Source organism: Stenomitos rutilans (assembly GCF_059505485.1).
In genome coordinates this window covers 1-25561 of record NZ_JCACKR010000137.1, presented here as the reverse complement: position 1 = coordinate 25561, position 25561 = coordinate 1, and the positions used below count along the sequence as shown (strand labels likewise).

General features: G+C 50.1%; 36 protein-coding genes. 11 read left to right on the top strand and 25 right to left on the bottom strand.

The annotated features are described in order from the left end of the window. On the top strand, window positions 1-206 hold a 206-nt coding region (locus tag AC5JLP_RS28460), incomplete at its 5' end, for a hypothetical protein (RefSeq protein ID WP_496071221.1). 86 nt (window positions 207-292) lie between these two features. Here AC5JLP_RS28460 and AC5JLP_RS28455 read toward each other — a convergent pair. From AC5JLP_RS28455 to AC5JLP_RS28420, 8 genes are all read right to left on the bottom strand, one after another. Then, entirely contained in the window at window positions 293-481 is a 189-nt protein-coding gene (locus AC5JLP_RS28455) for a hypothetical protein (RefSeq protein ID WP_496071220.1), read from the bottom strand. A gap of 528 nt (window positions 482-1009) precedes the next feature. Next, window positions 1010-1144, bottom strand: coding sequence for a hypothetical protein (locus tag AC5JLP_RS28450; protein ID WP_496071219.1), 135 nt, complete (start codon window positions 1142-1144; stop codon window positions 1010-1012). Then, a complete protein-coding gene (locus AC5JLP_RS28445; protein WP_496071218.1) occupies window positions 1141-1671 on the bottom strand; it encodes a hypothetical protein in 531 nt (176 codons plus the stop codon). Before AC5JLP_RS28445 ends, AC5JLP_RS28450 begins: the two co-directional genes overlap by 4 nt. A 13-nt stretch (window positions 1672-1684) precedes the next feature. After that, window positions 1685-1963, bottom strand: a complete 279-nt coding sequence (locus AC5JLP_RS28440) for a hypothetical protein (protein WP_496071217.1) — start codon at window positions 1961-1963, stop codon at window positions 1685-1687. A 38-nt stretch (window positions 1964-2001) separates the two neighbouring features. Next, the gene (locus AC5JLP_RS28435; RefSeq protein ID WP_496071216.1) at window positions 2002-2577 is read right to left on the bottom strand and encodes a hypothetical protein; all 576 of its coding nucleotides are present in this window, start codon (window positions 2575-2577) and stop codon (window positions 2002-2004) included. Between the two features lie 117 nt (window positions 2578-2694). After that, on the bottom strand, window positions 2695-2856 hold the full coding sequence (locus tag AC5JLP_RS28430; RefSeq protein ID WP_496071215.1) for a hypothetical protein: 162 nt from the start codon (window positions 2854-2856) through the stop codon (window positions 2695-2697). Then, window positions 2849-3670, bottom strand: a complete 822-nt coding sequence (locus AC5JLP_RS28425; RefSeq protein ID WP_496071214.1) for an ImmA/IrrE family metallo-endopeptidase — start codon at window positions 3668-3670, stop codon at window positions 2849-2851. The genes AC5JLP_RS28430 and AC5JLP_RS28425 overlap by 8 nt, the downstream gene beginning before the upstream one ends. 54 nt (window positions 3671-3724) lie before the next feature. Next, window positions 3725-4084, bottom strand: coding sequence for a helix-turn-helix domain-containing protein (locus AC5JLP_RS28420; RefSeq protein WP_496071213.1), 360 nt, complete (start codon window positions 4082-4084; stop codon window positions 3725-3727). Between the two features lie 150 nt (window positions 4085-4234). On the opposite strand from AC5JLP_RS28420, the gene AC5JLP_RS28415 reads away from it, so the two are divergent. Next, a complete protein-coding gene (locus AC5JLP_RS28415; protein ID WP_496071212.1) occupies window positions 4235-4525 on the top strand; it encodes a DUF3892 domain-containing protein in 291 nt (96 codons plus the stop codon). 145 nt (window positions 4526-4670) lie between these two features. Here AC5JLP_RS28415 and AC5JLP_RS28410 read toward each other — a convergent pair whose 3' ends face one another. The 6 genes from AC5JLP_RS28410 to AC5JLP_RS28385 all read right to left on the bottom strand — a co-directional run bounded on the left by AC5JLP_RS28410 (window position 4671) and on the right by AC5JLP_RS28385 (window position 7231). After that, window positions 4671-5009, bottom strand: a complete 339-nt coding sequence (locus AC5JLP_RS28410) for a hypothetical protein (RefSeq protein ID WP_496071211.1) — start codon at window positions 5007-5009, stop codon at window positions 4671-4673. Beyond that, window positions 5009-5410, bottom strand: a complete 402-nt coding sequence (locus tag AC5JLP_RS28405) for a GIY-YIG nuclease family protein (protein WP_496071210.1) — start codon at window positions 5408-5410, stop codon at window positions 5009-5011. Before AC5JLP_RS28405 ends, AC5JLP_RS28410 begins: the two co-directional genes overlap by 1 nt. Continuing rightward, window positions 5410-5883, bottom strand: coding sequence for a hypothetical protein (locus AC5JLP_RS28400; RefSeq protein ID WP_496071209.1), 474 nt, complete (start codon window positions 5881-5883; stop codon window positions 5410-5412). The genes AC5JLP_RS28405 and AC5JLP_RS28400 overlap by 1 nt, the downstream gene beginning before the upstream one ends. 53 nt (window positions 5884-5936) lie before the next feature. Continuing rightward, a complete protein-coding gene (locus AC5JLP_RS28395) occupies window positions 5937-6203 on the bottom strand; it encodes a hypothetical protein (RefSeq protein WP_496071208.1) in 267 nt (88 codons plus the stop codon). Window positions 6204-6280: 77 nt separating this feature from the next. Further along, complete coding sequence (locus AC5JLP_RS28390; protein WP_496071207.1) at window positions 6281-6595, bottom strand: hypothetical protein; 315 nt, start codon at window positions 6593-6595, stop codon at window positions 6281-6283. Window positions 6596-6979: 384 nt separating this feature from the next. After that, the gene (locus tag AC5JLP_RS28385; RefSeq protein ID WP_496071206.1) at window positions 6980-7231 is read right to left on the bottom strand and encodes a hypothetical protein; all 252 of its coding nucleotides are present in this window, start codon (window positions 7229-7231) and stop codon (window positions 6980-6982) included. Between the two features lie 236 nt (window positions 7232-7467). Between AC5JLP_RS28385 and AC5JLP_RS28380 the strand changes: the two genes are divergently transcribed. Further along, window positions 7468-7926 carry an AF_0619 family ribbon-helix-helix protein gene (locus AC5JLP_RS28380; RefSeq protein ID WP_496071205.1) on the top strand — a complete coding sequence of 153 codons (459 nt, stop codon included), beginning with the start codon at window positions 7468-7470 and terminating at the stop codon, window positions 7924-7926. 283 nt (window positions 7927-8209) lie between these two features. On the opposite strand, the gene AC5JLP_RS28375 is transcribed toward AC5JLP_RS28380, so the two are convergent. Beyond that, window positions 8210-8506 carry a hypothetical protein gene (locus tag AC5JLP_RS28375; RefSeq protein WP_496071204.1) on the bottom strand — a complete coding sequence of 99 codons (297 nt, stop codon included), beginning with the start codon at window positions 8504-8506 and terminating at the stop codon, window positions 8210-8212. Window positions 8507-8896: 390 nt separating this feature from the next. Here AC5JLP_RS28375 and AC5JLP_RS28370 point away from each other — a divergent pair, with 390 nt between their 5' ends. Then, entirely contained in the window at window positions 8897-9163 is a 267-nt protein-coding gene (locus tag AC5JLP_RS28370) for a type II toxin-antitoxin system ParD family antitoxin (RefSeq protein WP_496071203.1), read from the top strand. Then, complete coding sequence (locus AC5JLP_RS28365) at window positions 9160-9453, top strand: type II toxin-antitoxin system RelE/ParE family toxin (protein ID WP_496071202.1); 294 nt, start codon at window positions 9160-9162, stop codon at window positions 9451-9453. The genes AC5JLP_RS28370 and AC5JLP_RS28365 overlap by 4 nt, the downstream gene beginning before the upstream one ends. Before the next feature lie 140 nt (window positions 9454-9593). Here AC5JLP_RS28365 and AC5JLP_RS28360 read toward each other — a convergent pair whose 3' ends face one another. Both AC5JLP_RS28360 and AC5JLP_RS28355 read right to left on the bottom strand, forming a co-directional pair. Next, window positions 9594-9884 carry a hypothetical protein gene (locus AC5JLP_RS28360; RefSeq protein WP_496071201.1) on the bottom strand — a complete coding sequence of 97 codons (291 nt, stop codon included), beginning with the start codon at window positions 9882-9884 and terminating at the stop codon, window positions 9594-9596. A gap of 96 nt (window positions 9885-9980) precedes the next feature. Continuing rightward, window positions 9981-10268, bottom strand: coding sequence for a hypothetical protein (locus AC5JLP_RS28355; RefSeq protein ID WP_496071200.1), 288 nt, complete (start codon window positions 10266-10268; stop codon window positions 9981-9983). Between the two features lie 156 nt (window positions 10269-10424). On the opposite strand from AC5JLP_RS28355, the gene AC5JLP_RS28350 reads away from it, so the two are divergent. Then, window positions 10425-11066, top strand: coding sequence for a nucleotide-binding protein (locus AC5JLP_RS28350; RefSeq protein WP_496071199.1), 642 nt, complete (start codon window positions 10425-10427; stop codon window positions 11064-11066). A gap of 77 nt (window positions 11067-11143) precedes the next feature. Continuing rightward, window positions 11144-11410 (top strand): hypothetical protein, encoded by a 267-nt coding sequence (locus AC5JLP_RS28345; protein WP_496071198.1) that lies wholly within the window; start codon window positions 11144-11146, stop codon window positions 11408-11410. A gap of 339 nt (window positions 11411-11749) precedes the next feature. Here AC5JLP_RS28345 and AC5JLP_RS28340 read toward each other — a convergent pair whose 3' ends face one another. Beyond that, window positions 11750-11956 carry a hypothetical protein gene (locus AC5JLP_RS28340; protein ID WP_496071197.1) on the bottom strand — a complete coding sequence of 69 codons (207 nt, stop codon included), beginning with the start codon at window positions 11954-11956 and terminating at the stop codon, window positions 11750-11752. Between the two features lie 344 nt (window positions 11957-12300). Between AC5JLP_RS28340 and AC5JLP_RS28335 the strand changes: the two genes are divergently transcribed. Both AC5JLP_RS28335 and AC5JLP_RS28330 read left to right on the top strand, forming a co-directional pair. Further along, on the top strand, window positions 12301-12843 hold the full coding sequence (locus AC5JLP_RS28335; RefSeq protein ID WP_496071196.1) for a tyrosine-type recombinase/integrase: 543 nt from the start codon (window positions 12301-12303) through the stop codon (window positions 12841-12843). Window positions 12844-13050: 207 nt separating this feature from the next. After that, complete coding sequence (locus AC5JLP_RS28330) at window positions 13051-13560, top strand: hypothetical protein (protein WP_496071195.1); 510 nt, start codon at window positions 13051-13053, stop codon at window positions 13558-13560. Between the two features lie 61 nt (window positions 13561-13621). Here the strand turns inward: AC5JLP_RS28330 and AC5JLP_RS28325 are convergent, their stop codons facing one another. The 5 genes from AC5JLP_RS28325 to AC5JLP_RS28305 all read right to left on the bottom strand — a co-directional run bounded on the left by AC5JLP_RS28325 (window position 13622) and on the right by AC5JLP_RS28305 (window position 21734). After that, on the bottom strand, window positions 13622-14413 hold the full coding sequence (locus tag AC5JLP_RS28325) for an endonuclease domain-containing protein (RefSeq protein ID WP_496071194.1): 792 nt from the start codon (window positions 14411-14413) through the stop codon (window positions 13622-13624). Between the two features lie 100 nt (window positions 14414-14513). Continuing rightward, window positions 14514-14891 (bottom strand): hypothetical protein, encoded by a 378-nt coding sequence (locus tag AC5JLP_RS28320; RefSeq protein ID WP_496071193.1) that lies wholly within the window; start codon window positions 14889-14891, stop codon window positions 14514-14516. Window positions 14892-14937: 46 nt separating this feature from the next. Continuing rightward, on the bottom strand, window positions 14938-17811 hold the full coding sequence (locus tag AC5JLP_RS28315; protein WP_496071192.1) for a site-specific DNA-methyltransferase: 2874 nt from the start codon (window positions 17809-17811) through the stop codon (window positions 14938-14940). 13 nt (window positions 17812-17824) lie between these two features. Next, the gene (locus tag AC5JLP_RS28310) at window positions 17825-20884 is read right to left on the bottom strand and encodes a BPTD_3080 family restriction endonuclease (protein WP_496071191.1); all 3060 of its coding nucleotides are present in this window, start codon (window positions 20882-20884) and stop codon (window positions 17825-17827) included. Between the two features lie 238 nt (window positions 20885-21122). Further along, window positions 21123-21734, bottom strand: a complete 612-nt coding sequence (locus AC5JLP_RS28305) for a thermonuclease family protein (protein WP_496071190.1) — start codon at window positions 21732-21734, stop codon at window positions 21123-21125. A gap of 96 nt (window positions 21735-21830) precedes the next feature. Between AC5JLP_RS28305 and AC5JLP_RS28300 the strand changes: the two genes are divergently transcribed. Both AC5JLP_RS28300 and AC5JLP_RS28295 read left to right on the top strand, forming a co-directional pair. Beyond that, a complete protein-coding gene (locus AC5JLP_RS28300; protein ID WP_496071189.1) occupies window positions 21831-22463 on the top strand; it encodes a hypothetical protein in 633 nt (210 codons plus the stop codon). Window positions 22464-22960: 497 nt separating this feature from the next. Then, window positions 22961-23317, top strand: a complete 357-nt coding sequence (locus tag AC5JLP_RS28295) for a hypothetical protein (RefSeq protein ID WP_496071188.1) — start codon at window positions 22961-22963, stop codon at window positions 23315-23317. 954 nt (window positions 23318-24271) lie between these two features. Here AC5JLP_RS28295 and AC5JLP_RS28290 read toward each other — a convergent pair. Continuing rightward, window positions 24272-25300 carry an HlyD family secretion protein gene (locus AC5JLP_RS28290; RefSeq protein WP_496071187.1) on the bottom strand — a complete coding sequence of 343 codons (1029 nt, stop codon included), beginning with the start codon at window positions 25298-25300 and terminating at the stop codon, window positions 24272-24274. After that, a partial coding sequence (locus AC5JLP_RS28285; RefSeq protein ID WP_496071186.1) for a hypothetical protein occupies window positions 25297-25561 on the bottom strand: 265 nt, incomplete at its 5' end. The genes AC5JLP_RS28290 and AC5JLP_RS28285, both read right to left, overlap by 4 nt.

Genomic DNA, 25561 nt, shown 5'->3' with positions numbered 1-25561 from the left:
TTAACGGGATGGATGAGTCTGCATTAGGTGAAGTGCTACGAGCGATCGCGGGTCGGCTCACAATCAGCACGTTAATTCTGATATCGACAGTTGTGCTGGAACTGGTTGGTGGCATTGATAAGGATGTGCAGCCAGTTACAGCAGGCGAGGAAGGGTTAGCGCTCTACGTGCCTGTTCAGGTGGACGTACCGCATAGAGGGAACTGAGAGAGGGGAGGGTGATGATAGAGAAGGAGGTTCCCCTGCTTTTTATTGACAGGGGAATCTCGCCAGACCCACAGCACGGGTCAAAGTTAGTCTTCCTTAACCTCCTTCACAAACTGGGTCAGCACCCAGAAAAATAGGCAGAGCGCCAGTACAGAAGCAATGAAACCTCCGTACTCCGCTAGTTTGGCGATCGTAGTTTCGGTTAGACCAAGCGGGGTGCTCGGACTAACAGGAACTTCAGCCCGAAATGCGCGGGCATCTTCGTTGGGAGTCATATTTCACCCAGTAAGGTTTACGTTCCGAGAACGCAGATGCACGTTATGGAAACGTGCCTGAAGGGGCAAACCTCACCGAAAAAGAACAGTACTTTCGTTCTGGCTTGTCCCCAGCAACAGGGTGAGAACCTGCTGTCAGAAACCGATCTAGAAGACAGGTAATTAGAGTCTTTTTCGATCTGCAATAGCCTACCAAAGAATTCTTGATAAAACATACGTGATGCTCCGTTTACACTGAAACTTTATAAAAACGGTATGAAAGCTGTATCAAGTTTCTGTTAACCTAACGAGGTTCTGATGTGTACAGGCGTTTTAGCTTTACGGAATCTTCACAATCAATTGACATTAGAGCCAAGCCGTAACAATATATCTTTCTGAAAGAACAGTACTTTCGTTTTGGCTTGTCCCCCCGTTGAGGTGAGAACTCAGTGGGGGCTTGTCATATATAGGGTTGTAAGCGCAACACACGAAAGCAGTAAAGTCGCTTTACGAATCATCCCCACGATTAATAAGTAGAAGTTTTCAAATTTAACTCAACGAAACTTCTCGCCGCTCCATGATCGAGTAGTGCGTCTCAATCCCCATCGCCTGCTTCACCCATTCCAGCGTCTCCACTTTCACGCTCAACGGGTCAGCGATCGATCTGGCAACAGAAGCCTTCAATCAACTGAGCTAGACACTTTCAGAGAATCCTTGAGTCGTTGCAACGCAGCGTCAGAATACTTTTGTACCTGGCTCTTTTCGCTCTTGCCCGTTTTGATAGCCCGATGGTATTCCAAATTCCCTTTTAACTCAAGCTGCTTGATCAGTTTTTGAACGATATGAAGTTTGATACTTAACTGATCCGCCAGCATTTCAGTTGTATGAGGGTAGAACTCTTCGGCTGGCAGATGGATTCCAGCCAACGCTATATCCGCCGCACTCATGTCGGTTGTCACTCTCAGCGCCGAATCTTCTGCTTCTCCGCGCCGCACTGCTTCAAAGTGATCAACCATGCGATTGATGCTCGTTTCTAACCGAACAATCTTTTCTGAAACTCGCTGATCAATGACTTCTCCCAAAATCTCTCGGAGTCGATCCTCGCCGACATTAGCTAGTGGCTGACTGGCTGATTGATTGGAACGACGCTTTGCCAGCCCTTGACTCAGGGGTACTGATTTGTTCAAGTCTGCTTGAGATTCCGATGCCATGTCCTTGTTTATTTCAAGCCGATTTGGGAGCCTGGTATTTCTCAACGACGCGATCGTGCAACTGCACTTGAAAACTACGGGCAGCGTCCTCAATTTCCTCCTGTGATAACACAGTTCCCAGGCGATCGCGTAACAACTCCACCAGCTTTTCATGGTCTACATAGCTGTTAGCACTGGCTAAAAACGTCCCAAGGCTTGTTCCCCAGTCAAAACCTGCGCCAATATCACACCCCGCAGCTTCCTCTAACTGAGCAAATTCCCGTGCTTCTTCCTCGGTAATTTTGAACTCCATTGTTTCCCCCAGGCAACTTGCTAGCGTCACAGTCCGGCTTAAAGATCCAACTCATCCAACAATGAGGGACGGCGGCGATACCACTCAAAATACGTCAGGTTCTCCTTCGCTTCATCCGCACCACAGTCAATCATGCCCATCTTGCGATAGAAGCCCTCCGCCCCTGGTAATGCGTGCAGTCCAACCAACCCGTCATAGCCTAATGCTTCACTCCGAAACTGTGCAAATTGTAGTAGTGTACGCCCGATTGCTCGAAACTCAACTGGATTTTGGAGACTCGGGCGGTTCCACGGAGCAGATGCTAACGAATGAACATAGACCAGTCGTCGATGTTGCTCAAACTGCGATCGATGTCCCCGCGTTTCGATCAACATTAACCCTTGCGTAATCTGCTCATGTTCAACGGCGTACCCCTCATAGTTGGCACTAGAAAGATACACCCGATTCTTTAGTTCCCAATCCCAGAATTGATCCTCTTGCTCCGAGCGCCGTAATCGCCCTTTCCAAAACACTTCAAAATCATCCAGGTGTTTTTCACCCAGCGTCACCAACCAGGCTGTAACGGCTTGGTTATCTTGTTCTCGAATGATTGGAACTTCATATCGAACTGACACACCTCACTCCTGGCTAGTAAGTGTTACAGGATGATCTTGCATCACATTTAGCCGATCTTATTTTAGTACAAATATACTATAAATCAGAAGAGATAATGAAAATTGGAGAGACTTGCTCTACCCCAGCGACACGTCCCGCCGCTCCACGATCGAGTAGTGCGTCTCAATCCCCATCGCCTGCTTCACCCACTCCAGCGTCTCAACCTTCACGCTCAATGGATCAGCGATCGCCTTCTCGACCGTAGACACATAGCGGTTCAAACTCCAGATGCTATTCATGCAGCATGTGAAGTAAAGACATTACACAGTTATCATCCCCCATTTGAACTCGCATCGCTTCCACTAAGCAGGAGATTGACCTTTGACCCAGGTTAATTATCTCTGCTCCACTGTGAGGATGTCCAATGTCGTATGTTTGGAACAACAACGAGTCAAATGAAACTGATTTGCTCTTGGGAATATAACCTCCCGTCCAGGTTTCGGTTGACATACTCCACAACACTCTCGGTTTCTTCTGTAGAAACGCTTCTGAATGACCAGAATTCTTAACTTCGCTGGGTTTAAATGCAAAGTGCCAGACCACCAAAGCGCAATCTCCTTGTTCTAGTCGGAGCATTTGCAGCAGCGTTGCTAGTAGAGATGTTTGATATAAGGTCGCAAGAGTCTGTCCCGTGCTGAAGGAAATTCCTAAATCATTCAACATAGGTCTAAATGAGGAGGTAGGCATTAGCAACTCTGCCGATCCTCGGTCACAGAGTCGCTCCTTCTCCCGTTCCATCGAAACAGGGATTGAGTTTACTCCACCTAGACTATCCTGAGCAGCAAACAACAACTCCAACAATTCATGTCCCTCAGTGAATCGCTGACGACCGATGGGATCATCCTCTTTAATCAAAATTTTTCCCGTTTCACTATCCAATAAGATGCCCTGCTGTTCCTCTAGTGGGGCACGTCGAGGTGTGGGAATGCCAAAGCATCTATAAATTCTTGATAGGTCAATTGGAGGAGCATCACTTAGTCCAGATTGTTGGCGCAAAAATTCAACATATCGATAAATATCCTTTTCAGTTCTCAGCAACCCATTTTGGAGCAAAAAATCTCGTCCTGGGTTTCTATAAGGCTGTGGTGGGTCAACCTCGCTCACGGATCAGTCCTCAACAGCCATCTTTATAACTTTATAGAGCAGTTCCCACTTCTCAGGAGTAGTAGGTTGCTGCCCCCGATACTTAAGCCGAGCCAACATCAAAACGTCATCAGGAGGCAGACTGGCAGCTTCAGCAAACTCAGGCAAACCAGGAGGCAGAGTAGTAGTATCTTGATCCGCCTGTAGTCCCAGCACCGCACTAAGGCGTTCCATCACTTGCCAAGAAAGGTTTGTCGCCTGCACTCGTTCAATTTGTGAAAGGTAGTTGCGAGAGATGCCAACCCTATCAGCCAATTCTTCTTGGCTTAAACCTTCCTGCTTTCTCCGCTCTCGAACTATTTTTCCAAAATCTTCTGGTGTCATAAATGATTCTCATGGAAGCAAGTTTAGAACTCCACATCAATTTACCAACTACAGTGTGCAATTTATGTCATTAGTTGTTGCAGAAACAAAAACTCGTGTTATCTTTTCATTGTGCATTCAACGCACACTACAGTTTACACTCTCTCAATTATGGCTTCTAAACACGAAATCATCTGTGTCAACAAGAGCGATCGCCCAAACCCTCATGAGCGAATTACGCATGTAGGGGGCAAGGATACCAACGGTTCCCGCTGGCTTCTTACTCAACAAACAGCTATTCAAAAGATTGAAAGTGGTACTTCCGCTTTCTTCGTTAGAAAAGCTGGTCATGTCGTAGACGTTATAGTCGCTGTCAGTCGTTATGGGAATAAATATCTCAAAACTGTGCCTGACGGAGAACAACCAAACAATCTACTAAGCCTTACTGAGTGCCGATTGTAGGGTAGATAGAAGGATGGGCTACCTTATGCTGCTACTGCATGAAGTAGCCTATCGAGCAAAAAGCTGAACACTAATCTTTCCTGCTAGGCACACCCAGTTTTAGATTTCGGTGATAGTCCCGCAGCGATCGCCCCATCCTATCTCACTAAAACCGTCTCACTTCCTGCCGCGTAAACACAAGCTGAATCTCTGCTCCCACCGCATCCGCCAGCTTCAGCAACGTCTCCAGCTTCGGGTTCTGCTTCCCATCCGCTTTCGCGTCCTCCGTTAGAAATAGGATCTGACTGCGCCGATTCAGGGGAGTCACCTTCGCCGGGTCGCCACCCTCCGCAATCTCGATTTCACAATACTTCCGCACCAACGCCGGAAACCAGTCTTCTCCCCACAGAGCCTTGGCTTCCTCCACGATCGCATTCACGATCGCCTTTGCTCGTTCCTGACTTGCCACGTTACTGATAGCTAACATCCACGCTAAGGATAGCATCACGGTTTCTCCCTGCGTCGCTGCCAAAACGCCTTCATTAGCTTTGACATCCGCTGACGGCGTTCCTCTGTCCATGCTTCCTGTAGCCTTTGCCGCCCTAAGCTAGTTTTATTCACATTGATGGAGGGGTTCAGCTTTTCAATCCAATGCCGCTCCATCCGTTTGAGCTTAAGTCCGTTGACAGAACTAAACCTGCCCTCCAGTGGGTAAACCTCCAAAATTTCAAAATTGAAGGATGATACGCCATGCTCCCGAGCCAGTTGCAACAGAAACTCATTCTTGTGAATCCCTCGTTCTAATTGCCATCGGTGCATTTGCCAGCGCCGTTCAATTTCTTTCGACATACCGACATAGCGATCGCCCGTCACCGTGTTGGTGATCAGATAAATGCCTGCCGTCATCACCACAACTCCTTCAAGTCCAGGAACAGCGAGACCGCATACTTTTGTAGGGTTTCCTCTGAAACCATGAGTTCTCCCGTTTGAGGATGCAGAAAGCGCTTTCTCATCTCCTCATGGCAGCAGGTCAGCACCCCTGCCCGACGCTTCAATTCATCAAACACCATTGCCCGATGGTCTTCGCTCCAGGTTTCAGGTGTGGAAGGCTTCGCAGATGGAGGGGCTTTGCCATTACCGTTCGGCTGCGTTGGGGCAGTGGCAACCAGCTTGTAGCCTTTGCCATCATGCAGCAATGAAACGTCCTCACCTTTCCGCAGATGGGCGATCGCGTCTCCAGGGTTGCCCCAAAGCTTGATGTCTTCGCCCCCATCCAACCGGGAAATCACCACATTGATCCGCTCACCATACTGGGTCTGTTTGGGGTGCCCAGCCGCGTATTTAACCTTGCCAGAGATGAGAGTTGCTGTTGCCATCATGCGTTCTCAATAAGATTGCACCGGGGCACCACTCCCGGCTAGGTGCCAGCGGTCTAGAACTCCTCACAGTGGCAAGGGTCGGGGCTATCTACATAGCCATAGGCAAAATGCTGACGATGCGAATAGTGCCGAATTCTACCCGCGTCGTCCGTTGGTAGACTTTTGAGCGTGGCAACATACCCATCTAGGTATGCAGTATCGGCATACTGCGGCAACCGCCCAAAGTCCGCATCGGTGCAGCCATTCAGGTAAAGGTCTTGTGCCGCCTGGTCTTGCTGACGATCGCGGTTTACTAAAGCAAGCTCGTCTTGAGGTGACATAAAATTGACTCTCCATCTAGTTTTGGTGGAACCCCCTGCTGCTCTCGCCAAAGACTCAGCAGGGGGTTTTCGTTGTGTTAGGCAGCTTGGGCACAGTGCAAAGCGAACGTGAGAAGCCCTTCAAACTCCCACACCTTCACTTCCCATGCAGACTCAGGCAGGCGATCGCGCGCTCTGACTACTACGCGGATTTCGCCAAACTGACGCTTCAAGCCAGCAACAAACTGGTTTGCCCGTTCCTCTGTGTCAAAGCCGAAGTAAACACACTGAATACGGTCTCTGCGTCCACCTTTACCAGGACGTTTCAAAGCCTTGTACATCAATGCCAAACGCGGCGACACCGAGAGAAAAGCGTAGCCATCTTTGAGAGCGTGAACCTTTGCCCGAACCATGTCAGCAACCAAACTCAACTATGCTTATTATAGCTTGTTTGTATGCTATTGATAGCTTATCTATTCATCAAGCTAGCTTAGTCTACTCAAATATATTCAGCTATAAAAGCTTGTTTATAAGCTATTAATAGCTTATAATAGTAGTAGCAAGGGGGGAAGGGGAGCCGTCAGACGCGAGGGCACCAACGGACACCAGGGCAACCCAACGAGAGCGACGAGCCGGACGGGATAACGCCCTGGACTAAAACAAGACACCTGCCAGCGGAGGCAACCGCAAAGTAGGCGCAGGCAGAACCAACCCAGCCACCAGCCAACCGACCGGAAACCAGGAACCGATCGCAAGACGGGAAACGCAAGGGCACCGGGGACGGCGAGGCGGCAACCCTACCAGACCGGAGCGCTATGGGATGGAAAAGCTTCTAGGGCAGGGAAATAGAGTTCATAGGGCACCCTGCCCACCACTGCTAAACCAACCGACCGGAAACCAGGAACCGATCGCAAGACGGGAAACGCGAGGAAGGGTCGGCGAAGCAGTGGCAAACCAACCCCTGTTAATGTCTGGGGCGGTGGGTGGGGGAAAGGGGAGGGCTTGAGGCTCCGGATGGAGAAACCCTTAAAATCCTTTGCGATGGACACCCCACGTAAGACTTTGCCGCTGACAGATACGGCTGTGAGTGGCTGTTCTCTCTTGAAATAGTGCGAAGCGCTGCTGATGGAGAGAACGAGACGCGAACGAGCAAACTCTTATCGTTAGCACTAACAGCACTTCTGGCAGTTCCGTCAGATGGTGCCGATCGTCATGCTACTGACATCTCTATAGTTGTGTGCCAGCATATGCACATACACAATTTTCTAGAGTACGCATAAGCAGCATGGCTAGTATCAACATTTATGTGACAGATGATCTGAAGGAACGTATGAGCCACGTTGCAGCAAACTGGTCTGAAGTCTGCCGACGAGCGATCGAAGCTGAACTCAATCGATCGACAGGAGACGAGCAGCCTACGCTTGGAACACCCCAAGACATTGAGGACTGGAAGCAAATTGCCTTCGATCAAAACCTTCTTGCTCAAGGCATTGTGATCAAGCCCTCGATGGCTCCGAACTACTCTGGCAGCACACCTAAAGGAGTGACTGACCTATCTGGTTGGCTCGATGACATCAACAAAGCGATCGGACCAACAGGGGTAGGTGGTGCCCGTATTTCTCAGTTGCTAGAAGGGAGTTATCCGGCTGGCATTCTGATTCCAGGGCGACCCTGGCTGTCTGGTAGATTGAAGCTCGAACAAAAACTTATCTTCAACTATCCCCCTACGGAAGAATCCATATAAGGGTGTCTCTGTGGGAAGTTGCCGATCGCTTGCCGTTACTGTCCGGGGCACGGAGCCAGAGCAGGCAGAAGGACTCCGCTCGTGATAACTGGCTGGCTCGGTGCTAGTGATCACGATAGCCGGTGCCTCCCCAACAGACGGCGATCGCTATTCACCAAACATTTACAGGGCACGGGCGGCAGCTTCTCAGCGATCCATAGACTGAGCGATCGCCTATCTTTCCTGCCACGTTACCCATGTCAAAAAAAAGCGCCTGAGCGACTAGCACCCAAGCGCCACACCACTAACGCACCAACCGCACCCGCGAACCCCGCAAGACAGGACCCAAACGCACCGCACCACCCGGCACAGTGACAGGCACCGAGACCGCAAACCGACCCGGACCAGCCGACACACAGCGCACCAGCACCGCATAACCAACCACCGCCGACCACCGAGCCGCGAACTCACCAGGCAAGGAGCTAAACCACACCTCAGCCACAAACCCAGTAAACGACCGATCGCTCTCCCGCCAGCAGCACTCAACCGCACCGAACTCAGCCGCCAAACCCGACACAAACTCAAAAGGCACAGAGCGCATAAACTAAAACCAAACGCAACGCGCTCCCTTCACGCCTTCCGGTTGACTTTAGTTCGAGCGACAATGGCTAGTGTCAAGGGGCAGGTGACGTGCTGGCGCAGGCACGAGCAAGCACACAACCAAAAAAGCGAAGCACCTTGACCCTGACTTGCGAAGCCCTTGACACGGGTATTCAGGGCGTAAAATAGACTCGCCTGCGTTGGTTTCTTCGATCACCTTTCGGTACGCCCCTGCGAGGGGTCTGAGAAGAAGTAGGCTTTCCCTGCCTGATGAAGCACTAACGACCGATCGGACAAGCAAGCGGCGATCGCAGCAGTCTAATAACAAACTTTGACATTCCCTCTCACCAGTCGCACAATAAAGGGACATCCTCACTGGCTGGTTCACGTTATGAACGTATCGCTGACCCCACAACTAGAACAGTTCGTGCGAGAGAAAGTTGACAGCGGCAGGTATCTGTCTGCAAGTGAGGTCGTGCGCGAGGGCTTACGGCTGCTAGAAGAGCGCGATCGCGTGCAGCAGATGAAACTCGAAACGCTGCGTCGAGAACTCATGGTTGGCGTTGAGCAGATCGAGCGTGGGGAAGTAGTAGATGCGGATGATGTCTTTGCTGAGCTAGAGGAAGACATTCACTTGATTGAACACGCCCAACGATGAGCCGTTCCTTTTTTGCTGTCCAGGCTAAGCAAGACCTGAAGGACATTACTAACCGCATTGCCCGTGAGAACCCAGCGGCTGCTAAACGCCTCCTGGCGGAGGTCAAGCGAAAGGCTAAGGCAATCGCAGACTTCCCAGAGATGGGACACTCCTATACCTACCTCCTGCCCTCGCTGCGAGGTTTCTTCGTGGGCGATTACATCGTCTTCTACTTTCCCCAACCCAACAGTATTCAGGTAATCCGGGTGCTGAGTGGCTACCGTGACCTTGAGGCAGTCTTTCTGAATTGAGCGAGAGCGCTGACTTCACAAAAGAGAACAACTGAGGAGCGATCGCATTAAGCCATTTGCATATCACTAAGATGTCTTTATGACATCAAATTCATATCTTTTTGATTCCAATTAAGACTCACCAAGATGTCCTTTAGCGCTTACACAAGCACTGCAAGCCCGCTCTCAACATCAACAACTCCTTTAATAGGAGCTTGAACAGGCGTAGAATCATCAATGACGGTAATTTCCCACTCAAGTAGAGAAGCGGTTGGATCAGTGCTCCCCACCGCTAAGTACCAGTGGTTTTCAGCCAAAAAACTTGAGGACTGCTGCAACTCATAAGCGACCCGTGAAGAAACCTGAAACTCGCTAAAATCATCCAGTCCGTTAATCACATCAATGGATGTCTTATAGGCTTTAAGCTGTCCATCCACTTCTTTTAGCTGCATCGCCATACCTCAAGTCAAGGGTTTACTGCTGATCAACCTAGCATGGTCACTGCCAACGATGATCACTCCCGCAAAGTCCTGTACGGAGAGTCACAGTCAAGCTTCATCTTGCTCTTTTAATTGAGCCGCTTCTGCCAGCAGTTGTTGTGCTTCTGCCTCTAGCAGGGCAGCACGATCGGCGTTGCTACCGTCTGGGACACCCGTAATTTCTACCGTTTTCGCTAACGCTTCAGGACAGTGATCAGCCTCGTCGATGGAGTCATGCTGATGTTCGCAAAGCGGATGCATCCCACCTTCATCAGATGAGTTAGCAACTTTCCGATATTTGTCAATACCGTGACCATGTTCATCTGTGATCTCTAGAACCTGCACATTCCAAACCATGTTCAATCTCGCGCTTTGTCTCCTCCCTCATCATGCCATCTGACAAATTCCTCTGCACGATCGCACTCGCGTCAGTCACAATGCATCACTATGACATCACTCTGATGCTATTGTTATTTCGTACAGACACCCTAAAGACATCTCGGAGACATCATTATGATTCTCGTATGCGGGGGCATTAAAGGCGGAGTCGGTAAGACCACACTGGCGACCAATATGGCAATCCTGCGATCGGCGGCTGGGAGAGACGTGCTGCTCGTGGATGCTGACGACCAGGCGACCGCTAGCGACTTTACAGCCGTGCGAAATGAAACACTCCAGGGCAATGCGGGCTATACGTCCATCAAGTTGCACGGGGCAAACGTTCGGTCTGAAGTCATGCGGATGGTCGGGAAGTATGACGATGTGGTGATCGATGTCGGTGGGCGGGATACCGCTGGACAACGGGCGGCGCTGTCTGTTGCCGATGTCTATGTCGTGCCCTTCCTACCAGGATCGTTTGACGTGTGGACGCTGGATTCTGTGGGTGAGCTGGTCGAGGAAGCCCGCGCCTTTAACGACAAACTCAAGGCAGTCTGCGTCATCAATCGGGCAGACTCCATCGGTTCAGACAATGCGGAAGCCGCCGCGATCGCCCTGGAGATTCCCAACCTCACCTATATAGATGCACCAATGGGCAACCGCAAAGCCTTCCGCAGTGCTGCCGCTCAAGGGCTGGCTGTAACGGAAATGAAGCGCCCCGATAAGAAAGCCGTTGAGGAACTGGAAAAGCTCTACAAATATCTTTTTGATGCTTAAGTGATTTCTAAGTGATGTCATAATAGAATCATTTAGATACCTTATTGATTTTGTTTCGAGTCTAGATAGAGGTCAAGATGGCAGTTGCACGAAAGCCCAAGGCAAAGAGCGTTGATGATTTTATTCAGGAAGGTGGGACAGCGCCCCAGGTGGGGACAACGAAGCCAGCGATCGAGGAAGCCAGCGAAGGAGAGGTTAAAGGGCTGAAATTGAGACTCCCGGTAGACCTGCTCAAGCGCGTTGATGATGCGGTTGCTACCCGTCGCCCTGCTCCCAGCCGTCATCAGTGGATCTTAGAGGCGCTTTACGAGAAGCTCGATCGGGAGATTGAGGAAGCAGAGTAGTATCGGATTGATGCCATAAAGATTTCATTGTGATGTCATTTTGGACTTTCTATAACATCACTTTGAAGTCTAATTTGCATCAACAGCCTCTAGCAGACCAGCGCGGAGTTTTTATTTTGAGTCTTGACTGAAGCGCGACTACAGGGGTGATTGAAGCGAAGCTGTCATGAAGTGCAATTAGGCTGAAACTCCTACGGGGAGAGGGCTTTAGAGTAGCCATTTAGCACTAAAAATTCTTGTCATATCCCTCACTTGCCTCTACTAGCTAACGAATTTACGCCGTTTCCGGCTTCGGATTAGTTCTAATTGCACCTGGTGACACGTTCGCTTCAATCACCCCTACAGCCCGATCCGTCGCTCCAGGGCATCCACCCGTCGCTTTAACTGCGCCACTTCATCTTCTGGGGTAGGTGGTATCAGGTAAGCCGTCAGAGCCGCGATCGCGATATCTGATTTGCTCTCACCCGATGCTTCGATTTTTTGTTCCAACCGTTCGTGCAGGTCTGAGGGTAGCCGCACCGAGAGTAAGGGATTTCCTTTCGCCATAATTTGATGACAGGTGTGATGACAAAACGAGGGGTAATGGTCAGTCAGGGTGATGACAACCGCGATCGTCGGGTGATGACAAAACGTGATGACAAAGTGATGACAGAATCAGCTTTCCTGATGACACCCTGATGACAGTATGCCCGACCCCGAAACAGACGTGACGATCAGAAAAGCTTATCAATCAACGAAAGAATGGGCGTTTCGGGCGGGCGTTTTGGCTTTTGATTGATAAGCTGCACTTAATTCAAGCGTACTGGTCAGCTAAAGCCTTGCTAATATGGGATTTCTTACTTGGTAAAACTGAACTAAGACCAAGTAGCGCCCAAGGAAGGTATCTCGGCATGAAGATCCACCGCAACGGACAGGCAGAGATTCTTACCCGTGCCCAGCTCGTCGAGTTGTTTGCGGTGCTGAGTCCCAAATACAGACTGCTGTTTGGCATCTGCTACTACACAGGCTGTCGTATCTCGGAAGCCTTGCAGTTGCAGCGATCGGACGTGGGTAAAGAGAACATTGTGTTTCGTCGCGCCACTACTAAAACGAAGCTGACGCGGGAAGTGGCGATCGCCCCTGGTCTGGCAGCACTGCTGGCAGTGGCAGAACTGCCGGAGCAAGGCTATCTGTTCCCCGGCAAAAAGGCAGGGAGCTGCATGACCTCTCAGGCGGCAGACCTGGCGCTGAGAAAGGCGTGTGAATATATCGGCTTAAAAGGCTTTAGCACCCACAGCTTCAGACGGACGGCGCTCACGCAGATGTCACAGGCAGGGGTGCCCCTGCGAACGATTCAGAAGATATCGGGTCATGAGTCGCTGGCGGCGCTGCAACGGTATCTAGAGGTGAGTGAGGAGAATAAACGGAGTGCAGTAGCGGTGCTGGGGTTTTGACGGTTAATGATTGACTTAGGACAAATACGCAACTCTGTTGACTATTTCTTATCCTGACAAACATTTTTCAAAGTGATGGGCGTTGTAAGTGCCTACGCAGCAAGTTCTCCGTTAAAAATAATTTTATTGAGGGAATACTGCTATTAGCTTCAATATAAGTGTTTTCAGTTTCTGCTAACACTTCAACCTCACCAAACAGCACTACCCTTGCAGCACGAAGATCTTAAGTTTTGGACCGAAGGGAAGGGTGGAAAGCCCCACTTCATTTTTAGACAAGGACGCATTTTTTATATCCTCACCTGCCAGAAAGATGGCATTCGCGGCAACTTTATGGCGATTAGTCAAGGCGAGGTAGATCGGGTTAGAAGGCAGTTGGCTGCTGCAAGCATTCCCTCTCTGTTTGACTGTAAAAAAATCTATAAGTCCATTCAGGGAATCGATATGCAGCTTGATAGGAATCAGCCAAGCTATTATATTCAGCGTTTACGGAACATCTGCTACATCATGGTTGCAGACAAATTTCTAGAGATTGAAAAAGATGGCAACCTAATTTTATTTCAAAAGAGACCGAGCTTAGTTGCCTTAAAAAACGAATCTAACACCAAAGTTACACTCAAATCTGACCAGATGCTTTGCCCATACTGCAAGTGCCCTATTGGAATAAAAAAAATAGAGTCTCACAAGAAGACTAAATGCCCTAAGCGACCGGGAGTATAGCCTTGTGCGGCAAATCTAGACACGATGCCATGATGAGGTTTAAAAGGCAGCGACGATACCATTAAGGTTTTTGAGCTTGCAGAATCGAAAGGCACTCATCCACAACCGCTTGAGGACGTTCTAGACAGTTTCTTCCAGTAAACCTGATCGTCGGCAACCCTGCACGTAATAGCATCCGATCGCGTGCATAATCTCTGACTGCCTGCTCACCCTCAAGGTGATGCTGCCCATCCACTTCCAGCACGAGACACTTACCTTGATGGAATACGAGAAAGTCTGCTTCTACTCGTCCATTGTGTTCAGTGTTGCTGATGGCAGCACCATCCAAAGTGACAAGCCCCCGACTGTTAGCAAAGAAGAGGATGCCGCGCTGGTATAGAGCTTCAGCAATTCTGCGCTCTGCCTCTGAGCGGAGATACAAGCCACCCCATTCAATCTGGTAGCCGCCTTTTGCATTTGCCTCCAGTGGAGGTCTCCCATCAACTAGCGCCTCGATGCGTTCCTTAAGCTGATCATCATAGAAAAGTCGCCAGTGGTGCGGTTTTCCATGCCCATCTGGTTGACCTGCATAGCCCAAGTGGAGATTTTCAGCAATTCTCATACAGAAGCCTGGACGGGTCTTAGGGTAGAGCTTCTGCTGAAACTTGGTGCGACAGTCTTTCCTCTGTTTAGCATTGAGTCGCTGAGTCCCTGGAGCCAGCGCCATCAAGACATCCAGCAGCTTACCTGTAGGAATTTGGACGTTGTAGGGTAAACCACTGCCGATCGGGACAATTTGACCCTGACTAGCGCGATCGATGTCTTCCGGGTTGAAGTCAACGTCACCTAAATTACTAGCATTGCTGAGCGTCATAGACACTTCTTTGAAATGATTGTGTCAGTCTTTTGGGTAAAGCCGTCAGAGTAGGAGAAAGCCACCATTAATTCTGCTAGGCAATATAAAACCCATATTTCTAGGAATGATTGAGAAGGTTGTCAAGGAATTGCTGAAGCTCGGTGTCAGCTAGTTCAGGATTCGGATCGAATGAGCTAAGAGAAGCAACACATCGCCATTTGCCATCATGAAGTTCTATGAGAGCTGGCGAAAATCCAGTATTGCCAGGAAAGATTTGTTGAATTCGCTCAGAGATCTGTTCACAGCGATCGCTGCTACTTACAATAAAAATTTGTCCGGTGGTTGACTCAACAATAAAGTCTCGCTCTAATTCATACCCCTCTTCAAGCAGAGTTTCGGCTATTGGATTTTTGTACTTGGGAATAGAATTCTCTTGCATTTTGTTTATAGTTAGGTTGACTGTTGCGCTGATATCATCATTGCCAAGAGCATCCATCCATCAAGCGAACTGCGATCGCTCGTTTGCCTGCATCAGCTTCTGGCTAAACCTTATGCACTTTCAAGACTTCATCGCCGTAGTGATTGATTACCTTAATGGCAATCTTTCCAAGCTTGCCATCCTTTGTTTTAGGTGTATCAAACGGGCGGCTGACGTTGGTATTAAGTGCTGACCATGCCGATTCATCAATTTCTGCTTTCAAGGCTCGTTTTAACTTCTCATAGGGCTGATCGGCTCCTGTAAAATAGGCATGACGCACAAAGAAGCTCTCGCCGTCATAGTTGGTGTCAATGAACCAGCAGGCGATGTCATCGATCGCGTTACTGCGAATCTCACCTGTCGTCGGGTCATAGATGTCCAAACCGTTCAATGTCACAACAAGTTTGCCGTCCTCCTGGCGCTGCACCTCCATATCTGGTTCACCAAATACCATAAACAGGTTCGCAGCCCCGGTTTTTTTCAGCAGGTCATCTCCCAGCAGCAAATCAGAGTTCATCCGCGTCACAAGTACTGGCAGCTTGCCATAGCGTTTAGATTCTTCCTGCACATTGGGGTCAAAGGCAAACCCACAAACGATCAGCAGGTCATAGCCCAAACCCTTTACAGCTTCTTTTGCAGCTTCCTTAATTTGCTCACTGCTGACGGTGCCATATTCAGGACCGATTGATACAGCCACTCGCTTGGGTTTTCCCTCAGCATCGGTGAACTCACCTGTAGCATTGAGCCACTGTCCAGCGTAAGGCTCCAGGTGATCAAACTTCAGACGCTCTTGCTTGATGGTGTTTTGCACTCCAGCCTTCCGCAAGTTCTCGATAATGCGAACCTCAAACTCATCCGATGCCTGCTGCTGCCCTTCGATTTCAGCGGTAGGATGCTCTGCGTCACTAGGTAGGAAGCGATGGGGTGAGAGGCTTTCAACGGTGAAGGGACCTGTTACCCGAATGCGTTTGTTGTCTTCATAAGGCTGGTCATACAGAATCTCGGTTTCAGCATTGAGCGCGATCGCGGCATCAATTTCCTGCTGTCGTTGTTTTCGTAGATCCCACCACTGAGCGAGTAGAGCGATCGCCTCTAGAGTCGGGGTGAACCCTTTGGTTGCCTCAAGCTCACGAGGGATCTCCCATTCCTCCCAGGTTTTACCGAGCAGGCTGTTAAGCTGGGTGCGAATCGGCTCTATTTGTCTCTGCCATTTAGTATGGATAGTATCGATGTCAGGGCTGTTGGCGATCGCTTTCAGCGTCACATGGGGTACGCGCTTATTGACAAATCCTTTTTTGATATCGCCTTCTGTCTTAACTGCAATTCCAGTATTCGTTTCCCAGGGGAGATTAGTTTGAGACGAAACCTGCGCTTGTATGTCTTTACCGTTAACAGGCGTTACGCTAGAAATGCTTGTTAAGGATTGCTCTTTCAATCTCCCCTCTGGTGAATCTGCCAGCAAGTAATAGGGGAACTTTGTAGACATCAGGCGAGTACGGGTAAGAGCAAGAGCAACCCGGCTTGTGTCGATGGTTATCCACCGTCTACCCCATTGCTCGGCAACACAGGCAGTTGTACCACTGCCACAGGTAGGATCTAGAGCTAAATCACCAGGATCAGTGGTCATGAGAAGGCAGCGTTGAATAAATTTCTCGGCTGTTTGAACCACATATGTCCGTGTCATTGCTGCTGGTTGATCAGACCAACAATTATCAATCTGGTTAAGAGAAAAATCATCGTAATACTGTTTCAAATATGGGCTATTACCGAGCAAAAATAGGCGGTTTGCTTTAATTAGATTCTCAATTCCAGAGCGGTTAGTTCGCCAGCTTTTATTTCCATAAGAGTTGCATTCAACGCCATTCAAATTGAACGAAAACATACAGCTAAGTGTAAAGCCAGAAGATGTCATTTTTCCTCGACGAAATACACCTTTATAGCTACCAATGTTAGAAAACTCATCCTCGCTAAGTTTTCGATAGCCTATAGCAGAGGTATCATCATTGATGAATCGATATTCTTTGTCATCTGAAATATCCTTCGCTGTCCAAAGTGGTCTAAATTTTACTTTTTCTATGTCTTTTGCGTACCAAATTATATAGTCATAAACTTTTGCTATACCGCTTTGTCCAAGTGCAGCAAGGCTTTTGAAGTTAATTTGAGCAAAGAAGTTGCCTGCCCCAAATATCTCATCCATCAAGCATCGAACTAGATGTACATTCTCATCGCCAATTTGTACAAAAACGCTACCTGTTTCTGTTAGTAGCTCACGCGCCACAACCAAGCGATCGCGCAAGTACGCCAGATAAGAATGAATCCCCTTTTCCCAGGTATCGCGGAAGGCTCGAATCTGCTCCGGCTGGCGAGTCGCATCTTCAACCTTGCCATCTTTCACATCGCGCTTTCGAGTCGAAACCTGCCAGTTAGAGCCAAACTTGATGCCGTAGGGTGGGTCGAGGTAAATCATCTGCACCTTACCCTTCAGCCCTTCCTTCTCTGCCAGAGAGTTCATGACCAGCAGCGAATCACCTAGAATCATCCGGTTTGCCCACTTCATCCCGTCCTTATGGGTATAGAAGTCAATCTGCTTGTCAAATTCCAGCCCATCAAAATCGTTGCTGAACATCCCTAACTGCTCCTCAGCCTGCTCTTGCCGTGCATAGCTACGGAAACTTTCGATAATAGAATGGGGATGAATTTTCTCCTGAATGTAGATCGGTACGGCTGGCACTTCCAAGTCAGCATTGTCTTGCTCATCCTTGCCCTTCCAGACGAGCTGGGGGTCTAAGGATGGGTCACGGGGATACAGCACCGTCTTAGGGGTCTTCTCGTCGTCAGCCACAAAATCACGCAACTCTTCGGTAGGGATATTAGCGCGTTTGTCGCTGTGCTTGACGCTGTTGATGGACATAGCTGGCAAGCTAGCTTTCTTCGCCATAACAAATAAACTCCTATAAATCCCCGTCTTGTAAGGCAGCGCGGATCGCCGTTTCAGCATTCCAGGGATCGATAATTTCGATATAGCCCCAACGCCCAAAGCCGTCATGATTATTCACGGCTGGCACCCAAAAGTTCTTGGCATGAAAGGCTTTGGTAAGTTTGTCTTTCCGCTCTGACTGCCCAGAAACTTCTACCACCAGGTTCAGCAAACCGTCAGGGTCGCCATCGTTCACCCGCACAATGAAGTCTGGGACATAATTTTTAGAATCGCCGCTCATGGTGTAGGGAATATGAAAGCCCAAATGGTCATTTTTGACGTAGCAGACCACCTCTGGCATTGTCTCTAACACCTGTGCCATCTTCGCTTCCCAGTTGCTATCTAAGACCACATGGGAGACATGGCATCTATCAGCAGAGGTCGCATACACCGCTTTGATGCTGTCAAAATCGACGTTGCTGCTAGTACCGATCGTGTCGTTGGGCTTGAGGATAGGTTTCAAGGTTTTCTTGCCCTCCGATGCGGCGATCGCACCATAGATTTTGTCTGCCGCTTCATGTGCGAGTTCAATCAGTAACAGTTCTTGTTTGAACGTGCCAGCTTTACACTTAACGCACTCCTTCAGCCAAGCTCGCGTGATCTGCAATAGCTGAGGGAAGAGCCACGCCTGCACCTCCGAATCAAACTGATGCACATCGGTTTTATCAGGGCGATTCTCTCCATCCCAGCGGAAGTATTTTTCTAGCACTAACTTTGCCAACAGAAACACCACTTCCTGTTCCCGGCGCTGCTTGAGGTCTTCCAACGAGTGAATCGAAGACGCTCCCACAATCGGCGCATTCTCCGTTTTGATCGGCAGATCTTCAGTAGACAGGGTGAGTTTAGAACTGGGAGTGAACTTGTGAGTCAGCGTCTGGCTGCTGATGTCGTAGCGATAGCCTAAGAGCTTAGGAAACTGAATCTCGCAATCCGCAGCACGGGACTCAATCGAACGTACACGAGTCGGAATCTTTCTCGCCTTCACGCCATCGCCCGACTTCGCGCAGGGGATAAAGGCAAACGGCACCCCGTAGACCTCGGCATACTCCGGCTCAAAGGCTTGAAAGGCGACTCTTTGACCATTCACATCAATCTGATGCTGCGTGAGGGCATAACTAATCCGGCGTAACCCTCGCCCCACAACCTGCTCACAAAGCAACTGAGTACCGAACGCCCGCACACCCAACACATGAGTTACCGTGTTCGCATCCCAGCCTTCCGTTAGCATCGATACGGAGACGACACACTTAATTTGCTCTCCTAGCTTGCCAGGTTTACCAACAGTGTTCATTACCTCGCGCAGCAAGTCTTCATCGCTGATTTTGTCAGGGTCAGAACCAGGGTAGCGATCGCGGTACTCTGCCTTAAATTCCTCAATCTCTTGGGCTGCGATTTTCTTAAAGTCAGCGCTCATCGCATCGCCAGACTCAAGCTGTTCGCTGTCCACCAAGATGGTGCTAGGGCGAGATGTCCATTGCCCATGCTCCACATTGTTAAATAGCTCCAGCTTCCCTGGTGCCAGAATGGGGCTACCATCTGGGTTGAGCTTGCCCGTTTCCCAACCGCAAATGTAGTCATAGACCAGTTTAGAGACGGCTGTATTATTACAAACCACGATGAAGACAGGGGTAGTGATTCCTTGCGCCTGTGCCTCACCGTTTTGCTCCCAAAGGGTATAAGCCTTTTTGTAATTGTCATAAAGGCTGGTTAACGCCCCTTCTAGCTCCATTGGCAAGTTTGGTCCGCCAGGGGCTTTACTGGCTTCTTTATCTGCCTTCGTGCCCTTGGGGAGATGATCACGAATCAACGCCCAAATGTTGCGATAAGCAGGCATCGTCCCCTTCTGGCTATCGTCATCGATGGGCACACGGGGAATTTTCACAATGCCACTCTCGATCGCATCAATCAGCGAGAAGTCAGACACCACCCACGGAAATAGCTCACCCTCAGAATAGCCAGACCCCTTGAGGAAGAACGGAGTCGCAGAGAGGTCATAGACGATTCTTACGCCTAGCTTTTGCTGGATTGCCTCAATCCCAGAAATCCAAACTCGCGCTTCTAGATCGCGCTTCTCAGCCTCCTTGCGCTCATCCCCTTTAAGCTTGTCCGCACTCGTTTTACCCCGATAGCAATGGTGTGCCTCGTCGTTGATCACGATGATGTTTTGCTTGTTGCCCAGTTCCCGGCAAACTCGCCGCACCATTTGGGCTGGGGTTTCTGTAAAGGGACTCTCGCCCCCTTGAGTCAAAATGCTCTTGGTCGTTTTGCTGGCTTTCTCCCCCTGCTCTCGCAACAGAAAGGAATGGTAATTGATGATGACAATCTTTGCCTTATCCAACTCTGGCAGCAAGTCAGCAGGAACTAGATCCAGCCTGCGATAGTAGTTTTCGGGGTCGTTGGGTTTGAGGACACGCAAGCGATCGCGAATCGTAATGCCAGGAGCAACAATCAGAAACGCATCGCTAAACATCCGGCTCTGAGGGTTTGCCAGCTTATTCAACGTATTCCAGGCAATCAGCATCGACATCACAAGCGTTTTGCCGCTACCTGTCGCCATCTTGCAAGCGATCCGCAACAGCGACGGATTAGCATCTTCGCTAAACTGCTTGAGTTCATTGCTAATCCAGTTCTCACCAAGCTTTCTAGCAACCTCAGTGATGTAAATGACCGTTTCTAACGCCTCAATTTGACAGAAGAACAACTTGCGATCGCGCTCTGGGTCAATCCAATGCTGAAGTAGTTTCTTAGTTGTTGGAGTAACATACTGGTAGCCTCCCCAGCGCCACTGGCGAACTTTTTCCCGCACTCGGTTGATGAAGTCGTTTGGCTTAACTCGATCCTGCGTCCATCCGCTCAGGTCTAGCTCTATCTGTTGCGTCTTCTTCTTGGGCTGTGCGATCGGGACGAAATAATGGCTAATGCGTCGGGACTCAACAATTTCATTCGTAATGCCATCATCATCAAAGCGAAAATGACGCTCTGGTTCTGCGAACGGAGAGTTGATGATCGGATTCTCAATGACAACTTGCTTCATAGGCTGTAACAGAGCAAAAGTATTACTTGCTTAAAGGGCTTTGCCTGAAATCCCATAAAATAGTTAGCAATAGCGTAACTCACCCTTAGTTACAGAATGCCCAAGATCGGACGAACAAACATCGAACATTTAAACGTGCGGCTTCCAATTTCGGAAATGGAAACCCTGCGGCGCTACTGTGAGGAAACGCAACGCTCTCAAACAGATGTCATTCGAGAGTTCATTCGCAGCCTAAAACCTATCGCGGTGTCTTCCGATAATCCCAAGGCTTCATAGCAGTCGGGTCACTCCACACACCCCGTCGCTGCTGCTTGGCTTTTGCTTCCATCTGCGCGTATCCACGTCCATTCGGGCACCGACTAGCATACTTCGTATACACGTAAGCCATTCCCGCTACCAACTGTTCGTCGTTCAACAGCTTCTCCTCTTCTGGCTGCTGCGGGTTGTGAGCCGGAACATACAGTTCAGCCACCTTGCGCCCATAGCGATCGGTGTCACTGATGTACAGAATCACCTGATTCCCAGCACTGGCAATCAGCGATCGTAGATTGTCCCGGCTCTGCACCCCCAACGGCTGGCTCAACTCCGGCGCATCAATCCCACACAACCGTACCTTCAGCTTCTGCCCGCCCTGCATCACGGTGATAGTGTCACCATCATGCACATTAATCACATCTGCTGGCTCACTTTGAGGCTTGGGCACAAGTCCCGGTACTGGGGAAGGAGCTGCTGGGTCATCATAGCCCGGTCGCTTTGCTTGCGACTGCTGCCACTGCGAAGAGACATAGACCCAACCAACAACCGCGACCGCTCCAATGGGCAGAAGATTCAACAGCGCTTTCGCTTTCATTCCGTAGCTTCCCCGATGTCTCTCAAATGGGTTGGTGAATACAGGTTTTAGAGTTCCCAAATGCGGGACTCTCACCTTACCCCTATCGATTCATCTATGAACAACTCTCTTGTGAGGAAAGCAGCGGCAGTTCTCGGTCTAACGTTGGCGATCGCCCCTGCTCTGACTCAACTCTCTACCTCCGCTCAAACGGCTCAGTATGCACCCTTTAAGGATGCCGAGGGCAATGTCTACCTTGCGCCTGGTAGCGCGAATGCTGAAGTTGCCGTTACCTTTGGGTCGGTCGAAAAGCAAAAGGATGTCAAAGCCGATGCTTGCGGCACCGTTCACCTGACCCCTTCAAGCTCGATTCCCTTGTCTAATGCCTTTAAGGTCGATGGTATCAGTGTCAACCCTGCCTCCCTCAGCTCAGACATTCTGCCCAAGTGCGTAAATGGCAGCCTGGAACAGCCTCGCGCCAGCAACTTCAAAACGGCAGACGGCAAAATTCACATCGTCGGCAAGACGGCAGGCTCCTACTACAAGCTTGCCTACAATGCGGCTGTGATTCGGAAGGTGAAATCCAACGCCTGTGGCATTGCGCGGATGGGCAGCAGTGCCTCTACACCACTCCTCGCCACGACTGTTTTTACGGTAAATGGGATTGACTACACCTATGGTCAACTGTCTACAAAGACTCCCTGGCGCTGCTCTAATGGGGTGACGTATCAACCCTATGGGGGCAGCTAGTTTCGCCTTTACTGAGAGCCTCTTAGCCTCCCGATCGGGGGGCTTTTTTGTGGCTACCCATATAACGGATTAAGAAATAACAATCAAACTGCCATGAGCTGCTGTATCCCGTATTCTCTACATGAACGGTTACGACAGCAAATAAGCGCAGATTTTAGTATATGCGTACTTAAAGCTGAACCGATAAATCAAAGGAGTCAAGCTCTTTAGTACATAGATACGATCTTTGTCTGTACGCTTGACAGGCTGAAGCTTCTAGTGTTTGATAGCACCAACCATCAGTCAATCTCTACCTATAGTGCTTGATGATGACATCTAATCCTACCTGTAGGGTTATGGTAGTTTGCCAATAACTGGGATGGTTTTCCTCTAAGAGATTATTTCAAGGAGAGGAAACTAACTCACTGTTGGCTTCAAAAAAGTAAAATGCCCCAGTTCACGGTATTTTACCTCCGCCAAACCAGGACAACTTAAATTATTAGTGAGTTAACAGTATCATGCCTTCTCAAAAAATCAAGACCTCAAGCCAACCTAGAAGACGACGAGCAACCTACAACCCAAAGCAAGAACAGTACAGACTCCGGCTCATGCAAGCAAGGTGGGCTTCACAGCTCTACTGGTGCGTTAACGCAACCTCAGCAGGACTCATCGCCTCAGCTACATTTTTCTTTATAACAGGACAGATTAACCAAGCTGTCGCGTCAGGTGTTGGCGGTACATTATCCACTGCTTTTCACCGTCGCGTTGAAGAAATGGAGCGTGAAGCCAATAATCGGCTCGACAAGGCAGTAAGGGCGCAACGACGTAAAGCACCGCCACGTAAAGCACCACCAGCCAAACAAAGAGGTGATTGATAATTAGGTGCTGCGGACAAACGCAAGCAGAGGGAAGACAATTGCTATCCCTTTACTCCAATAGTTAGAGCCTTCTACTGGTCGTATTTGCTTTTTTCCACGGCGAAGCCTCCCTATGGAGGCTTTTTATTCAACAATTATTCCTCCCCCGCACCCAACACCAGTAACTTGATCCGCGCCATCTGCGATCGCAACCTTGCCCAAGTCTTAAACGTCTCTGCCTTCTGCCTGTCCAGCGCGTTCAAATTGCCCAAAAACTGCGTCGTCTCGCCCTGCCCAAAGCGATAATCCACCTCAATCAAGCGATGGCGCAACACCTCGCGCTTTGAGATCTCCTGTGCTACCTGAAAGTCTCGCCGCAGTACGTCAAAGTCCAGCACCTGCAACATCACCTGTTCACGGATTTTGTCTGCCAGGTCAGCCCGTTGCTTCTCCACTTCTGCTACCTTCACCTGCAAGTCCGCGATCGCAATCTGCCGGGACTGCGCTGCTGGATCGCCACCGATGGCATTGCGAAACAACGGCACGCCAATCAACGAGAGGACTTCGTTAATCGCACCTGTGGGCTTGACGAAGAAATCAAACACCCGATCAATAAACCCTCGCTTACGGGGTTGCTGCCCCTGCTGTATGGGTACGTCTTCCAGTTTCAGATAGCTCTGCACCAATGGCTCAAACACGCCCAGCGCGATCGTCTTCTGGTTGTTCTTGCGGGCTTCTTCAATCTTGGTGTTGATGACTTCGATCCGCTGGTCAATGGCTTGCAGCGTTTTAGACTTGGCGATCGCCGCTGTCTGCAACTGCCCAATACACGTATCAGAAGCCTCCAGGCAGGGCAAATCACCCAGCATTGACTTCCACAAATCATCATTCACCCGCATCTGAATCAGCTTATCCAGCGAGTCTCCCGCTGGATTCAAGGGGTTTGCCTCGCCCTGTAGCGCGTCCGGTTCATCAGTGGGTTCCGTTTCCGTCTGCTGGACTGGAACTGGCGGAGACGGCTGGACTTGGGGAGACGATTTGACCGGAGCGATCGCCTGACTCCTGACTCCTGGCTCCTGACTCCTGACTTCTGCCACTCCCGGACTGCACAGCATTAACAGCCAGAGTAAGTTCAACCACGAAACTCTGATCATTTTGTCCCTCATATTTGATGCGTTGAATCACTCCGGCGTAGGGTGAACGAATTGCCGACAGTGACAGGATTTGAGCGTTCAACTGCTGCCTTTGTGCCTCCAGTTGCGCCAGCTTAAACGAGCGATCGCGTTCTTGGTCCTGCTGATGTTGCAACTGTTCCTGTCGCTGTAGCTCTTGCTGCTGGATGGCGATCGCCCGTTTCGATTGCTCCAACGAGTGCAAATATTCCTGATAGGCACGGTCATTCTGCGCATTTCCCAGCTTTGCCCGTGCCAGTTCCACCTCTGAGTTTGCCTGGTCTACGTCGCGCTGCCGTTGGTCAAGTACCGCTTGCTCATGGGGAATGGTCGCCTCTGGCAGTTCACTCTTAGGGAACGATTGCAACAGGTCTAACTTGCGCTGCTGGAGTTCCTTGTTACGCTGCGACTGATCCGCCTTGAGCTTCACCCGTTCCACCTCTGCCACTTCCTGAAAGAAGGTCGGCGCGGGGAGGCTGGCTAACTCTGGAATTGATCGCACGGGGGGCGGTCCCGTTACCGCTTGCTTGAGTCGGTCAATCTGTAGCTGGAGTTGTTTGCGCTGTGCCTCTAGTCGGGTGCGGTCATTGACACGATCGCTGAGCATCTGCCCCTGGCTCACCGAATCCCCTTCCTTCACCCGCAGGTCATCCGGGCTGGAGAGTGTCAGCTTGAGCCGCAGCAACCGAGCGCCGTTGCTTGTCACCGACTGCTGGTCGCCTAACTGAATGGGCGGCTGTACCGACTGAGCATCCGCCTTCAGCAACGGGTCAACCTTGCTACAACTGCACAGAGCCACTGCCAGCGCTGCCATTATCCACCGTCTCACTGTGTCCTCCTGACCATGACTGAACCCTGAACAAAGATGTTAGGCAACTGCTCTAGAGTCCGGCGCGTCGCTGACTTGAGGTTGATCCGTGCCTGCTCTCCACCAGGGCGCTCAATCGTGACGGTTGAGAAATAGCGGGGGTCAGAAGTCACAGACAACAGTTGCCCTTCCTCGGTTAAGAGTTCCCCAGTCACGCGATCAGTCTCTTGCATCACGTTGACCAATTGAGCGATCGGCGCAGGTTGCCGCATTTCCACAGGC

What these genes read in the sequence shown, in the direction of transcription:
- AC5JLP_RS28455 (WP_496071220.1), bottom strand. Translation starts at nt 481, where the DNA reads ATGACTCCCAACGAAGATGCCCGCGCATTTCGGGCTGAAGTTCCTGTT.
- AC5JLP_RS28445 (WP_496071218.1), bottom strand. Translation starts at nt 1,671, where the DNA reads ATGGCATCGGAATCTCAAGCAGACTTGAACAAATCAGTACCCCTGAGT.
- AC5JLP_RS28440 (WP_496071217.1), bottom strand. Translation starts at nt 1,963, where the DNA reads ATGGAGTTCAAAATTACCGAGGAAGAAGCACGGGAATTTGCTCAGTTA.
- AC5JLP_RS28430 (WP_496071215.1), bottom strand. Translation starts at nt 2,856, where the DNA reads ATGAATAGCATCTGGAGTTTGAACCGCTATGTGTCTACGGTCGAGAAG.
- AC5JLP_RS28420 (WP_496071213.1), bottom strand. Translation starts at nt 4,084, where the DNA reads ATGACACCAGAAGATTTTGGAAAAATAGTTCGAGAGCGGAGAAAGCAG.
- AC5JLP_RS28415 (WP_496071212.1), top strand. Translation starts at nt 4,235, where the DNA reads ATGGCTTCTAAACACGAAATCATCTGTGTCAACAAGAGCGATCGCCCA.
- AC5JLP_RS28410 (WP_496071211.1), bottom strand. Translation starts at nt 5,009, where the DNA reads ATGCTATCCTTAGCGTGGATGTTAGCTATCAGTAACGTGGCAAGTCAG.
- AC5JLP_RS28405 (WP_496071210.1), bottom strand. Translation starts at nt 5,410, where the DNA reads ATGACGGCAGGCATTTATCTGATCACCAACACGGTGACGGGCGATCGC.
- AC5JLP_RS28400 (WP_496071209.1), bottom strand. Translation starts at nt 5,883, where the DNA reads ATGATGGCAACAGCAACTCTCATCTCTGGCAAGGTTAAATACGCGGCT.
- AC5JLP_RS28395 (WP_496071208.1), bottom strand. Translation starts at nt 6,203, where the DNA reads ATGTCACCTCAAGACGAGCTTGCTTTAGTAAACCGCGATCGTCAGCAA.
- AC5JLP_RS28390 (WP_496071207.1), bottom strand. Translation starts at nt 6,595, where the DNA reads ATGGTTCGGGCAAAGGTTCACGCTCTCAAAGATGGCTACGCTTTTCTC.
- AC5JLP_RS28380 (WP_496071205.1), top strand. Translation starts at nt 7,468, where the DNA reads ATGGCTAGTATCAACATTTATGTGACAGATGATCTGAAGGAACGTATG.
- AC5JLP_RS28375 (WP_496071204.1), bottom strand. Translation starts at nt 8,506, where the DNA reads ATGCGCTCTGTGCCTTTTGAGTTTGTGTCGGGTTTGGCGGCTGAGTTC.
- AC5JLP_RS28370 (WP_496071203.1), top strand. Translation starts at nt 8,897, where the DNA reads ATGAACGTATCGCTGACCCCACAACTAGAACAGTTCGTGCGAGAGAAA.
- AC5JLP_RS28365 (WP_496071202.1), top strand. Translation starts at nt 9,160, where the DNA reads ATGAGCCGTTCCTTTTTTGCTGTCCAGGCTAAGCAAGACCTGAAGGAC.
- AC5JLP_RS28360 (WP_496071201.1), bottom strand. Translation starts at nt 9,884, where the DNA reads ATGCAGCTAAAAGAAGTGGATGGACAGCTTAAAGCCTATAAGACATCC.
- AC5JLP_RS28355 (WP_496071200.1), bottom strand. Translation starts at nt 10,268, where the DNA reads ATGGTTTGGAATGTGCAGGTTCTAGAGATCACAGATGAACATGGTCAC.
- AC5JLP_RS28350 (WP_496071199.1), top strand. Translation starts at nt 10,425, where the DNA reads ATGATTCTCGTATGCGGGGGCATTAAAGGCGGAGTCGGTAAGACCACA.
- AC5JLP_RS28345 (WP_496071198.1), top strand. Translation starts at nt 11,144, where the DNA reads ATGGCAGTTGCACGAAAGCCCAAGGCAAAGAGCGTTGATGATTTTATT.
- AC5JLP_RS28340 (WP_496071197.1), bottom strand. Translation starts at nt 11,956, where the DNA reads ATGGCGAAAGGAAATCCCTTACTCTCGGTGCGGCTACCCTCAGACCTG.
- AC5JLP_RS28335 (WP_496071196.1), top strand. Translation starts at nt 12,301, where the DNA reads ATGAAGATCCACCGCAACGGACAGGCAGAGATTCTTACCCGTGCCCAG.
- AC5JLP_RS28325 (WP_496071194.1), bottom strand. Translation starts at nt 14,413, where the DNA reads ATGACGCTCAGCAATGCTAGTAATTTAGGTGACGTTGACTTCAACCCG.
- AC5JLP_RS28320 (WP_496071193.1), bottom strand. Translation starts at nt 14,891, where the DNA reads ATGGATGCTCTTGGCAATGATGATATCAGCGCAACAGTCAACCTAACT.
- AC5JLP_RS28315 (WP_496071192.1), bottom strand. Translation starts at nt 17,811, where the DNA reads ATGGCGAAGAAAGCTAGCTTGCCAGCTATGTCCATCAACAGCGTCAAG.
- AC5JLP_RS28310 (WP_496071191.1), bottom strand. Translation starts at nt 20,884, where the DNA reads ATGAAGCAAGTTGTCATTGAGAATCCGATCATCAACTCTCCGTTCGCA.
- AC5JLP_RS28305 (WP_496071190.1), bottom strand. Translation starts at nt 21,734, where the DNA reads ATGAAAGCGAAAGCGCTGTTGAATCTTCTGCCCATTGGAGCGGTCGCG.
- AC5JLP_RS28300 (WP_496071189.1), top strand. Translation starts at nt 21,831, where the DNA reads ATGAACAACTCTCTTGTGAGGAAAGCAGCGGCAGTTCTCGGTCTAACG.
- AC5JLP_RS28295 (WP_496071188.1), top strand. Translation starts at nt 22,961, where the DNA reads ATGCCTTCTCAAAAAATCAAGACCTCAAGCCAACCTAGAAGACGACGA.